At 69.3% G+C, this 12,731-nt stretch carries 7 protein-coding genes; 1 reads left to right on the top strand and 6 read right to left on the bottom strand.

Annotation, left to right across the window (positions count from 1 at the left end; translation table 11 throughout):
- Positions 1-81 precede the first annotated feature (81 nt).
- Entirely contained in the window at positions 82-477 is a 396-nt protein-coding gene (locus tag AC1D2L_RS20410; RefSeq protein ID WP_476847731.1) for a DoxX family protein, read from the top strand.
- 74 nt (positions 478-551) lie between these two features.
- Here AC1D2L_RS20410 and trxA read toward each other — a convergent pair whose 3' ends face one another.
- The 6 genes from trxA to AC1D2L_RS20380 all read right to left on the bottom strand — a co-directional run bounded on the left by trxA (position 552) and on the right by AC1D2L_RS20380 (position 12,478).
- A complete protein-coding gene (gene trxA, locus AC1D2L_RS20405; RefSeq protein WP_476847730.1) occupies positions 552-872 on the bottom strand; it encodes a thioredoxin in 321 nt (106 codons plus the stop codon).
- A gap of 109 nt (positions 873-981) precedes the next feature.
- Positions 982-4,446, bottom strand: a complete 3,465-nt coding sequence (gene addA, locus AC1D2L_RS20400) for a double-strand break repair helicase AddA (protein ID WP_476847729.1) — start codon at positions 4,444-4,446, stop codon at positions 982-984.
- Positions 4,443-7,553: a double-strand break repair protein AddB gene (addB, locus tag AC1D2L_RS20395; protein ID WP_476847728.1), complete on the bottom strand. Its 3,111-nt coding sequence runs from the start codon at positions 7,551-7,553 to the stop codon at positions 4,443-4,445. Before addB ends, addA begins: the two co-directional genes overlap by 4 nt.
- Positions 7,546-8,253: a nucleotidyltransferase family protein gene (locus AC1D2L_RS20390; RefSeq protein ID WP_476847780.1), complete on the bottom strand. Its 708-nt coding sequence runs from the start codon at positions 8,251-8,253 to the stop codon at positions 7,546-7,548. The genes addB and AC1D2L_RS20390 overlap by 8 nt, the downstream gene beginning before the upstream one ends.
- A 191-nt stretch (positions 8,254-8,444) precedes the next feature.
- Entirely contained in the window at positions 8,445-10,001 is a 1,557-nt protein-coding gene (tsaE, locus tag AC1D2L_RS20385; RefSeq protein ID WP_476847727.1) for a tRNA (adenosine(37)-N6)-threonylcarbamoyltransferase complex ATPase subunit type 1 TsaE, read from the bottom strand.
- Positions 9,998-12,478 (bottom strand): sensor histidine kinase, encoded by a 2,481-nt coding sequence (locus tag AC1D2L_RS20380; RefSeq protein ID WP_476847726.1) that lies wholly within the window; start codon positions 12,476-12,478, stop codon positions 9,998-10,000. Before AC1D2L_RS20380 ends, tsaE begins: the two co-directional genes overlap by 4 nt.
- Positions 12,479-12,731 lie beyond the last annotated feature (253 nt).

Below are 12,731 nucleotides of genomic sequence, written 5' to 3'. Positions count from 1 at the left end.
TGCGCGTCCGATCGCTGCCTGGCTCTCTGAGTTGAGCCTGTCATTCATGTTCGGCTCTATATACGTAGAAAGCGAAACTATATGAACGCCTTCAATTCGCTCGGACGCTTCGCGCCGCACCTCCTTGGTGTGCTGCGAATCTTTACGGCGCTGACTTTTATCTCGCACGGTACGCAGAAGATTCTTGCTTTCCCGGTTGCGCCCTCATGGGGCATGCCGGCTGCCTTCTCGCTCCCCTGGACCGCCGGGATGCTCGAAATCATCGGCGGCGCACTCGTGCTCGTCGGCTTCCTGACCCGGCCCGCCGCCTTCGTGCTGTCGGGCCTCATGGCCAGTGCCTACTGGATGTCTCATGCTCCCAAGAGCTTCTACCCGCTCCTGAATGGTGGCGAGGCGGCCATGCTGTTCTGCTTCATCTTCCTCTACATCGCTGCCGCCGGTCCCGGCGCCTTCGCGATCGATTCCCGCAAGGGCTGAGAGCGTCACGCTCATGAAAAACCCGCCATCCCCGAGGGGCTGGCGGGTTTTTTTCGTCTGTAGCCGGGCGCGGATCAGACGGCGCCGGCGATCCAGCGCGACAGGTCGCTCTTGGGCGCCGCGCCGACCTTCTGCGAGGTCAGCTTGCCGTCCTTGAAAAGCATCAGGGTCGGGATCGAGCGAATGCCGAACTGGGCAGGGATGGCCTGGTTCTCGTCGACGTTCATCTTCACGATCTTGACCTTGCCGCCCATCTCGCCGGCGATCTCCTCGAGCGCCGGGCCGATCATCCGGCAGGGGCCGCACCATTCGGCCCAGAAATCGACCACGACCGGCTCGGCAGACTGGAGGACATCGGCCTCGAAGCTTGCATCGGTCACTTTGCTGGTAGCCATGGCTGAATTGCCTTTCGAAAACATGTTGGCAGCGTCGCTGCATTCGTCGGTGAAGCTATGAATGCGGGGGGCCGGGGTCAAGGCGCGCCCGTAAGCCGGTGAAGCAGGTCTAACCCGCCATTTTCGCCAGGGCGGCCTCGAGCAGCCCGGCATCCGGCTCCAGGATGTCGAGCGTCGCGGTGTAGATCGCCAGCGTTCGGATGCTGCGGCCGGGATAGATCTCGCTGACGAGTGCCCGGTAGGCACCGAGCTGCGCCAGCGTCGTCGCGGGCATCGCGTCGACACCCGCAGGCGGTCGTGCCGTCGTCTTGAAGTCGGCGATGACAATGCTGTCGGGGGCGATTGCGAGCCGGTCGATCTGCCCCGAGACGGCGCGCGTCTCGCCATTTCCAAGCGTGATCGTGCCCGCAACCGGCACCTCCGCCAGCGAGCCACCGGCGAACAGGAGAGCGAGGTCAGGCTGGCCCAGCAGCGCCTGCACCTCCGCGACCGTCCGGGCTCGGCGCTGCGGCGTCAGGGCCGTGCCGCGCGCCTCGGCCAGTGCCTGCGCGACGCTGGCGCGCTGCTCGGGAGAGACACCGGGCAGAATCTGGAGCAGCAGATGCGCCAGGCGGCCCGCAGCCGCAGCGGCTGCGAGGAAGGGTCCATCGGCGGGACGTTCGGCGCCATCGGCAGCAGCCAGAGCGCTGGAGGGTTTCAGCGGCGGGGCGGGCTCGGCTTCGGTCGGCGCGGCGCGGCGCAACCACGCAGGCTGTTCAACAGGCAGCAGAGGCGGCGTGGCCTCCTCGCCGAGATGTGGGTGGGGCGCCGAGGTCATGAAGCGCAGGATCGTGCCCTCGCCATCGGGCGCCGGCACCTTGACGAGCCCGGCAGCGGATGCGCCCAGCCCGGCCGCAACCATCGCGTACCAGGACCCCTCCGGCGCCTCGCCCTTGGTCTGCGCGCCGCAGACGATCAGCCGGTCTTCGGCCCGGGTCATCGCGACATAGAGCAGACGATGATGCTCCTCGACCATCTGGGCGACGACCCTGGCCTTGGCTTCACGCGTTGCGGGCGCATCGTCGCTGCTCGCGGGCGGCCAAATCGGCACGGGAGCGCCAGTCGGCGGAGCGACCATCATGATCTTGGGCAGGCGTTTCGCACCGGGCTCTGGCGCCAGATCGGCCATGATCACGATCCCGGCCTCCAGCCCCTTGGCGCCGTGGACGGTCATGACCCGCACCTCGCCGGCGCTCGACGACAGGTCGCGCTTCACATCTGCAGCGGTGCCGGAGATGTGTTGCAGGAAGCCGGCAAGCGAGGGGCCGTATTTGCGCTCGTGGTCGAGCGCGACATTGAGGAAGGCGTCGAGCGCGTCCCCGGCCTCGCTGCCGAGACGGGCCAGCGCGAGGTTGCGCCCGCCGCCGGGACCGAGCAGGCCCGCGAAGAAGCGGAACGGTCCGCAACGCGCGGCCTCCTCGGTCCAATCCGCAAGCATGGCCTCGATCGCGGCATAGCGCGGCTCGCTTTGCGCTGCCTCCTGCAACGCCGTGCGCAAAGAACCCGTCCGGAGCGGCGCCAGTCGCAGCAGGTCGTCATCGTCGAGCCCGATCAGCGGCGTCTTCAGCGCGGTTGCCAGCGTCAGGTCGTCGTCGGGCAGCAGCAGGGTGCGCCCGAGGACGACCAAATCCTCGACGGCCGGGTGGTCGGCGAGCGTCAGGCGGTCGCGGCCGGTCACCGGCACGTTCTCGTCCTTGAGCGCTCGGACGATGGCCTCGAACAGCGCGCCGCGCTGGCGCAGCAGGATCATCACGTCGCCCGGCGCAAAAGGATTGCCGAGGTCGTCGCGCCGCTCGCGGTGCCATTTGCCCAGCGTCGCGGCGATCCGCGTCGCGAGTTTCGCGGTGCCGCTGCGGCGCGTCACGGCATCGACGGGCGTCGTCCAGGCGTCGGGGGGATCGCCGACATCATCGGCGCAGATCGGCCAGAGGTCGACGCAGCCGGGATCGCCCTGGCGCACGGTGTCGTGCAGTTCTGGGCTCGCCGAGCCGTCGAAGACGAGCCCGCGGGCATGCTCCGGCAGCGCGAACACTGCATCGACCGCCTGCATGATGTCGCGCGTCGAGCGGAAGGAGGTGTTGAGGCTCACCGGCTCGAAGCGTTGCTGCGCGTCCGCGATGCGGCGGCCGAGGCGCGTCCGTTCTGCGCCGAAGACGGCCGGCGCCGCGCCCTGGAAACCATAGATCGACTGCTTCTCGTCGCCGACGGCAAAGACCGTGCGCGGCTGCGGGCTCTCCTCGCGGCCGCCGAGCCCGCTGGTGAACTCGTCGGTCAGCCGGCGCAAGATCGCCCATTGCGACTCGCTGGTGTCCTGCGCCTCGTCGAGCAGGATGTGGTCGATGCCGGCGTCGAGCTTGTAGAGCACCCAGGCGGCGTCGACCCGCGCCAGCAACGAGCCCGCCTTGGCGATGAGGTCGTCATAGTCGAGCAGCGAGCGCTGGCTCTTGAGGCGCTGGTAGCTCGCGAGCATCCGCGTCACAAGCACGGCCAGCGCATGGCTGCGGTCGCGGATCGCGATGGCGTTGAGCGCATCGCTGGCTTCGAGGACGGCCTTCGCGACGCTTTCCAGCACCGAGAGCAAGTCGGGCTCGAGCAGGGACTTGCCGCGCCCGCTGACGTTGGAATTGATCGTCCCTTCGCCGGTGATGAAGCCGGGCCGGCAGAAGGCGACGGGGTCGCCATCGTCCTGGCCCGCGATCAGCGCCCGCAAGGTGCCCGCAAATTTCTGGCGGGTGGCGCTGCCGGCTTCGAGTTCGGTGATCAGGCGCGGCAGGCCGGCCATCGTCGAGATCGTCAGCCGGAAGCAGCCATGCACCTCGTCGGCATCGAGCTCGGGCGTCACGTCTAAAAATGCCGCGATGCCCGCCCGCATCTCGGCGGCATCGCGGGCGCGGCCCTGCGTGTCGCTGAACAGGGCGCGCTGGCGCAGCGCCTCCTGCATCATCCCGTCAAAGGTGTCCTGCGCGGCCTGCCGGGCGAGCAGGTCGAGCGCGCGGGCGGCCTCGCCCTCGGGGTCCGCCACGACGGCGGCCAGAAGCTCGCGTCGCGCCGCGCGCAGCATCTCGGCCTGCGCGAGATCGTCGGCGACCTCGAAGCGCGGCGGCACGTTCGCTTCGAAGGGTGCCGCCTGCAGCACGCGCGTGCAGAAGGCGTGGATGGTCTCGATCTTCAGCCCGCCCGGCGTCTCCAGCGCCTGCGCGAACAGCCGGCGTGCGGCCGCGCGCTGCTTCACCGAGGGCGCCTCGCCCGTCAGCTTGGTCAGCTCCCGGGCGAGGTCCCCATCAGGCAGCGTCGCCCAGACCGAGAGCGCCTTGAAGATGCGGTTGGCCATGTTGGCGGCCGCGGCCTTGGTATAGGTGATGCAGAGCATCCGGCCGGGCGCGACGTTCGCCAACAGCAACCGCAGCACCCGGTTGACCAGCACATGCGTCTTGCCCGAGCCCGCATTGGCCGAGACCCAGGCGCTCAGGCCGGGGCTCGCCGCCAGCGCCTGGCGTTGCTGCGTCAGTTCGGGAACGATCCAGCCGGGCTTCATGCCTCGCCCCCGTCATCGTCGCCCGCGGCAGCCGCCGACCATTCCTTGACCCGCGCGAGATGGTCGTAGGCGCTGGCATATTTGATGTAATCGGGCGCGCGGCGCGAGACGAAGGCCTCGCGGCCGGAGCGCAAAGCATCGAGATGCTCGAGCAGATGCGTGAGATGGCGGGCCGCGACATCCGCCACGCTTTCCCCGCTGAATTCGAGCGGCTTGTCCTTGGCCCAGCCCTTGGGATCGTGGTGGAGCTTGAGATAGACCAGAGACTCGACCGGCGTCGCGCCGACAAAACCCTCGAAGCCGGCGCGGGCCGCAAGCTCGGCCTCCAGCGTCAATTGCGGCGCAAAGCCTTTTTCGACCTGCGCCTTGCTCGGTGGGGCGCCGGTCTTGAAGTCGATGATGCGCAAGGCGGGCTCGCGCGTGATCTCGATCCGGTCGGCCCGGCCGCTGAGCCTGAACTCGGCGCCATCGGCGAGCCTGAACGCGGCCGCGGTGCGCAATTCGACGCCGACACGCGCAAGCGTCTCGCGCCGGCGCTGCTCCCAGCTGATGAAATGTCCGGCTGTGATCAGGAAACGCGGCCACCAGAAGGCCTGCACCTCGGGAGTCGCGGCGAACTTGCGGAAGGCCTCCACACCGATGGCGATCAACAGCGCATAGGCGTCGGCCGGCAACTGGTCGGGATAGGTCTCGGCGAATGTGCCCACGATGTCGTGCAGCAGGCTGCCGCGATCCTGGGCGCCGGGATCCTCGACCAGCGCATCGAGCGCGTCGAGCTTCAGGATTTTTCGCGCATGGATCTGGTAGGGATCGCGATAGAGCGTCTCGACATCGGTGACGCTGAGCGAGAGCGGCTGCAAGGCACGTGCCGGTTTTGGCGCTGGCCGTCCGACGGGCTTGACCGGCGCCGCCTTGCTCAGCACCTCGGCAAGGCCGAGCAACTGCGCGCCGGCCGCGCTGGCCTGCGCCCAGAGCGGCTCCGGCGTCACCGCCTTCAGCCGCAGCCAGAACCGCGAGGCGATCGTCTCGGATTCGCCGGCTTTGCGCGCCCGCGTCAGCGTGACTTTTCGCGCCATCAGCGCGAGCTCGAAATCATGGGCGGTCTGGCCGATGCGACGCTCCGGCGCCGGCAGGCCGAGTTCCGTGCGCATCGGCCGGTTGATGAAGGCGTCAGTCTTGGCGTCGGGCGGCCAGATCGTCTCGTTGAGCCCGCCGAGCACGACATGGTCGGCCTCGAGGAGGCGCGCCTCGAGCAGACCCCAGATTTTTACGCGGGGGTGCCCGCCGCCCGGCCGGCGCACGACGCGCTCTCCCAGCAGGCCTTCGAGGATCGCGATGAAGTCCGAGGCCCTGCCGCCGGCGGGCATGTCAGCTTCAGCGCCCGCGAGATCGTCGAACAGCGCCGACAGAGCTTCGCCGTCGAACCCGGCAAAGGCGCGGTCGGCGCCTTCCTCGTCGAGGGCGAAGGCGAGTACGGCCGCCTTGGCTGCGGGGGCCACGGTCGCGAAGGAGGCATCGGCTGCCTGCAACGCTTCGATCAGCGGGGCGAGCGCGGTCTCGATCCGCTCGAGCAGCTGGGCCGCGAGCGCTTCGTCATCACCTGTCAGGCGGCGGCGCGGGCCGGGCGCATGAGGCTGCGCCTTGAACCCGGGCATCGCGGCGAGCGCCCCGCGGAGCCCTTGCAGCCCAGGCGTCACGGCGACGCCGCGCCAGCTTCCGATCTCGAGCGCGGCTGCCGCACGCCGCATCGCCTCGGCTGGGAATCCGAGCCGGCACAGCGGATGTGCCAGCAGCGGGACCAGGCTCGCCGGCGTGGCATTGGCAAGGGCGGCTTCGAGGATGAGCCGCATCAGCGCACCGACCGGCCAGCGCGACAGGGGCAGGCCGGCGGAATCGTCGACATCCACGCCCCAGCGCTGCAGCTCGATGGCGACGCGCTCGGCCAGCCCGCGATCGGGCGTGATCAGCGCCGCCTGCGCGCCCGGCTGCTCCAGCGTCTCGCGCAGGGCGATAGCGACGGCCAGAGCCTCCTCGCGCTCGTTGGCGGCCTCGACCAGGCGCAGACCGGCAAATCCGGGCGCCAGTGTCTCGCTCGTGAGGCGTTCCGCCAGCCCAGCCCAGAGTTCGGTCACCGAGGCCGGCAGCAGCGCCTCGCGCAACAGGCTGGCCCGGGCCGCGCGGCTGGCATCGGCGCTCCCGAGGCTTCGGACATCGGCGCGCGTGGCCTGCATGATCCCAAGCAGATGATGCAGCGCCGCCTGCGGATGCGAAGGGGCGGGCTCTGTCGCGATCGCCTTCCAGGCGGGTTCGCCGAGCTGCGTGTCGAGACCGGGCAGCACGACGGCGCCGTTCGGCAGTCGGGCGATGGCCGAGAGCAGCCGCGCGGTGGCGGGGACCGTTCCGGTCGAGCCCGCGGCGATGATCGGCCCGCTGGCGGCGCCGGCGAGCAGGCGCTCGCGCTCGGCCTCCAGCATGGCGTTGCGGAAGGAGGCGGGGTCGCAGGCGTTGCGTTCGGCGAGGATCGCCGGCCAGGCCTCGCCGAGAATGGCAAGGAAGCTGGCGTTGAGCTGCCAGACCTGGTCGAAGCGCGACGCGTCCAGCGTCGCAAGCCTTTCGATCGCCACGCCCTCGGTCTGCATCTGGTCGAGCAGCGCTGCGAGGTCGCCAGCGAGTCCATAGGCTTCAGACAGCGTCGCCGGCACCAGCGAAGGCTCTGAGGGGTCGAGCCGGAGATGGCTGCGATTGGCGGTGCGGCCCCAGGCGTCGACCAGGCGTGTCAGCAGCATGCGTCGCACCAGCGGGTCGATCGGCGCGAGGCGTTTCGCGTCCCAGACACCGGCGCCGATGAGGGTTGTCTCAGCCTCGTCGACATCGCCCAGCGGCACGATCCGGGGCAGCAGCAGGGCCGCTCCGCCAAGCCGCGCCGAGAGGCAGGCGGCGAAGGCACGCGCAGCGCGCCGCGTCGGCAGATACAGCGTGGTGCGCGCCAGCACGGCTGGGTCGGCGGGGTCGTGGATCCGGCCGAAGCGGCCCTCCAGCATCGCCTGCGCGAGGACATCCAGGAAGGGCGCGCCGGCTGGAATGCTGAACAGGTTGAGCTCAGGCATCGAGCGCCTGCGCCGCCGCGAAGGCGGCTTCCGCGGGCGCGATCGCCTGCGGCGTGCCGACATGCAGCCATTGCCCTTCGAGCACGAGGCCATGGAGCCGGCCGGCGGCGATGGCACGGTCGAAGAGCAGGTTGAGCGAGAAGGGCCCCTCGGGCGTGTCGGCAAAAAGCTCGGGCTTCATGATCGCGACGCCTGCATAGACGTACGGGGCGCTTTCGGCCTTGCCACGTCGCGCCAGCCGTCCATCCTCGCCGCGAAAGAAGTCGCCCGCGCCGTCAAAGCCGATGCTGTCCTCGCGCCGGGCCAGCAGCAGCAGCATGTCCATGGCGTCCCCATTCCAGCCCTGCGCCATCGCCGCGATATTGGAGCGGCCGGTCTCGCTCCAGAGGGAGTCCGAGTTCACATGGAAGAACGGGTCGGGGCCCAGCAGAGGCAGCGCCTTCTTCACGCCGCCGCCGGTCTCGAGCAGGATCGCGCGTTCGTCCGAGATCGTCACGCGCGGCGCAATGCGGCCGGCGACATGCGCTTCGATCTGCCCGGCGAGATGGTGGACGTTGACCACGGCGTCCGACACGCCGGCTTCCGCCAGGCGGTCGAGCGCATGGTCGAGCATGGCCTTGCCGCCGATGGCGACCAGCGGTTTGGGCAGCGTGTCGGTGATCGGGCGCATGCGCTGCCCCAGCCCCGCCGCCAGCACCATGGCGCGGCGGATCGGTGCCTTGTGGCTCTGGGTCACGCGAATCTCCTCGGTCATGGCGCTACGCTAGCAGAAGCCCCACGCTGCATCACCCATCAGCCGTATCCCGAGGAGCCGCGAAACGGCGTCTCCGTGGATGATATGATGTGCGGGGGGACCACCTGCCGGAGCCCCATTCGAGACGCGACCGCTGCCTATGCTTCCTCGAACAGGCTCGGCAGATGCGTCTCGTACCAGGCCTTCAGCTCCGCCAGGGCCGGATGCTCGAGATTGCGGCGCAGATAGCTTTCGATGCGCGGCAGGTGCTTGAGATAGGCGGGCTTGCCATCGCGCTTGTCGAGCCGCGCGAAGATGCCGGCGATCTTGGTGTTGCGCTGCGCGCCCATGATGGCATAGGCGCGGGCAAATCCGGCGAGGTCGAATTCGGGATCGCTGCCGCGCCGCGCCGCGCCATAGGCAGCGAGCAGGCGCAGCTCCAGCCCGGCGGGAACATCGACGCGCGCGTCCTGGCCCAGCGAGACGAGGTCATAGGCCGGGTGCCCGAGGACCGCGTCCTGGAAGTCGATCAGGCCGACCTTGGCATGGCCTTCGCGCGCGGCCAGCCAGATCAGGTTGGGGGAGTGGAAATCGCGTAGGGTCCAGGTCGTCGGCGCCGACAGGATCTCGTCGAAGAGCCGGCCCCAGATGCGTGCAAATTCGGCCTGCGTGACGGCGGGCAGCGTCACCCCGGCGATATGGGGGGCATACCAGTCGAGGATCAGTTCGGTCTCGATCGCCAGTGCGGCGCGGTCGTAGTCGGGCACGACATGGTCGCGCGCCTCCGCCACGGGCAGGATCGTCGGCAGCGTGTGGCGATGCAGGTCGGCCAGTAGCAGGGCTGCGGCCTCATAGCGCTCGGGGATAGGCCCGTCGCCATCGATCACGCCTTCGGAGCCGAGGTCCTCGATCAGCAGCAGTCCGGTCGAGAGGTTCTGCGCAATGATCGCGGGCGCGGAATAGCCCAGCGAGGCCAGGGCGCGATCCATCGCCACGAAGGCGTCGACGCTTTCGGCCAGATGCGCGATGGCGCTGTAGGGCTTGCCCTGCCGGATCACCGGGCCGTCTGGTCGCGGCGGCGAGATCATCAGCACCGCGCTGCGGCCATCGGGGTGGCCCAGCCGCTCATAGGCGCGGCTCGAAGCGTCGCCCTGCATGTAGTCGCGCCGCGCATCGCCCCAGCCGGCCGTGTTGAGCATGGCCCGGGTCGCCAGCGCGATTGCGAGCCGCTGGCGCCAGAGCACGCCTCCGACCAGCGTCGCGATGCGTCCGGTCTCTGGGTTGCCGGGGTCGACGTCGAGCACGATGTCGAGCCTGCGCCCTGCCGGCAGGCGGGAGCCGGCGCGGTCGGGCCACTCGATCAGCGTCACGATCCGGTCGATGTCCTCGATCAACCCGATATCGTCGAGCTCCTCCGGGGAGCGCACGCGGTAAAGGTCGGCATGCAGCACGGGGCCGCGTGGCGTGTCGTAGCTCTGCACCAGCGTGAAGGTCGGGCTCGGCGCCTCCAGCTCCGGATCCTCGGAGAGTTCGCGCAGGATCGCCCGCGCTAGCATCGACTTGCCGGCGCCGAGATGGCCCGACAAAGCCACGATGTCCCCAGGCTTGAGGATGCCGGCGAGATCGCCCGCCAGACGCAGGGTCGCGGTCTCGTCGCCAAGGACGAGCCGGTGCGCGCCGTCGCTCGGGCCGTCCGTCAGATGTGCAGCGCTCATTCGGCGGCGTCCGACAGCGACACGCCCTCGGAGGGGAACAGGGCGCTGACGCGGGTTCCGCGCCCTGGCTGCGAATCCAGCATCACGCGGCCGCCATGCAATTCGACGATCGAGCGCACGATCGAAAGGCCGAGCCCGACACCGCGATGGCTGGAGCCGAGCGAGTGGCTCTCAAAGCGGTCGAATACCTTCTCCTTGACCTCGTCGGGGATGCCGCGGCCCTGGTCGGCGACGGTGATGCTGACGATCCCGTTGGACCGTCCGGCCGAGACGGTGATCGTCTGCCCCGGCGTCGAGAACCCGATCGCGTTGGAGATCAGGTTGTAGAGGACCTGCCGCAGGCGCTTGCCGTCGGCGCGCAGCGGGCCGGTCTGCGGCGCGATGTCGACCTTGAGCGTAAGCTTGCTGTCGGTGAGCCGGTCATGCAGGCCGGCAGCGGCCTGGGCGATGGTCTCGGCGACGTCGACATCGCCGAGTTCGAGCGCCAGCGCGCCGTTGTCGATCGTCGCGAGGTCGAGAATGTCGTTGATGATCGCCAGCAGCGCGCCCGATGAACGCACGATATGGCCGGTATAGTCGCGCTGCTTCTCGTTGAGAGCGCCGATCGCCTCGGTGCCCAGGAGCTGGGCGAAGCCGATGATGTTGGTCAGCGGCGAACGCAGCTCGTAGGAGACGTGGTGCACGAAATCCTCGCGCAGCCGCGACACCTTCTCCAGCGCTTCGTTCTTGTCGGTCAGGGCGCGCTCGACATTCACCGATGCGGTGACGTCGGCAAACGAGATCAGGGTCGCGCCGTCCGGCAGCGGGGCGGCGGCGCAGTCCAGCACGCTGCCGTCGCGGCGCTCCATCCGGCAGCCATAATCCTCGCGGGCATCGCGCACGCCGGTGACGACGCTGTGCAGCTCGCTCCAGACCTCGTCATGCGGGAAGAGCGGCCGGCACAGGCGCAGAACCTCGTCGATATGCGGCGAGGCGCTCGATAGGTCGGCCTCGATCCTCCAGGCCTGCGCAAAAGCCGGGTTCGAAAGCTTCAGGCGGCCGTCCGACCCGAACACCGCGACGCCTTCGCGCAGCGAATCCAGGGTTTCGCGCTGCGTCCGCGAGAGCGCGTTGAAGCGCGATTCCAGCGTGAAGCGCTCGGTGACGTCGTCATAGAGATAGGTCACGCCGCCCTGCGGATTGGGGCTGGCGACGACATGCACGGTGCGCCCGTCGGGCAGATACCACCAGTCCTCGTTGGCGCGGGTCGAGGTATAGGCGGCCTGGACGCCGGCCTTCCAGCTGCGATAGTCGCCCAGTTCCGGCAGGCGGCGCTCGGCACGCAAGCGGTCCAGGATCTCGCTGTCGCTGGGCAGACCGTCGAGGAAGCCGGCATCCAGCGACCACAGGCCGTCGAAGCCCGAATTGCGGTAGAGCAGCCGCTGCTTGGAATCGAACACCGCAACCGCCGTCTTGAGCCGGTCGAGCGTGCGCACATGCGCATCCATCTGCCGCTGGAGATCGGCGCGGACGGCCTCGAGTTCGCTCATGTCGGTCGCCATGCCGGCAAAGCCCGCCGGCGTCGGCAGTTCAAGGATGTCGAGCGTGCGCCGCTGCCCGGCAACAACGGCCGGAGCGCGCGCGCTGAAGCTGACGCCGTCGCGGCGCGCCTTGGCCGCGGCCTCGCGCTCGCTGCGGTCGAGCAGTTCGAGCCCGTTTTTCACGGCCTCCGCGCCATCGCCCGCTTCGACAGCGCGCGCATAGGCGTCGTTGCACCAAGTCAGGCGCCCATCCTGCGCGCGCGTCCAGGCCGGCTGCGGCAGGCTCGAGAGCAGCGTGGCCAGTGCGGCATGGTCCGTGGTCAGGCCGGCAAGTTCGGAGCGCAGGGTCATGACCTGACCGCGCTCGCCGGTCACTTCCCGGAAGCGGATCACGGCCCGCCCTGCCACAGGTCGGCCCTCGATGTCGATGAAGGCGCCGGTCTTGGCGCGCAAGGTGAAGCCAAAAGCCTCGCCGCGCTCCTTCAGCGCATCGGTCGCCAGTTCGAGGCGCTTGGCATCGGCATGGGGCGCCCAGCTGCCATAGGCCAGTGCCAGCGTGGCGCCGGGCGCGCCGAGGAAACCGCTGTCGCCCTCGAAGATCGGGTCGCTGTTGCGGCCCTTCCAGCTCACCACGACCTGCGGATCGGAGGCCAACAGCGCCGCCAGCCTCTCCTGCTGGCCGCGCGCCGCCTCGAGTTCGCCTGCGAGCTCGGCCTCGCGGCGACTCCAGCGGGCGCGCTCGCGGACATAGATCAGGGAGGTCGTCGCCGCAAAGACGGTCAGGCCGCCGAGCAGCATGGAGATCGTGCCGGTGCTCAGGAATTCGGGCCGCACCGGCGCCAGCCAATCGGCCTGTGCCAGGGCGATCGAGGGCGTCTGCGCGACGGCAAGCCCCGAGAGCGCTGCGCGACTGCGCCAGCCCCCGCCGCTTTGATCCTGTCGCCTCGAACGTCTCATTCCTGCGTCCATCTTCATTGGGCGGCCGCATTGCGCGGCCTGGCCGGTCGGGGATCTGTCATGGCCTCGAGCCGGCGGATCCGCCGCCCGCTAGCCCGGTCTACGCCCGCCACCGCACCAATCACATCCGAGCATCGATCAGGCTCCAACGCACAGGCAGGGACCCGAATCAGCCCCACTCTAATCATCCGCAGACTCCGTCAGGAAGTGCTTAATCGATCGTAAATTCGCGGATTTGGGACGCATTCGATCG

This window comes from Allobosea sp. P1_B10 (genome assembly GCF_056406735.1).
Note: the sequence above shows the minus strand (reverse complement) of the source record. Positions and strands in the feature narration are given on the sequence as shown.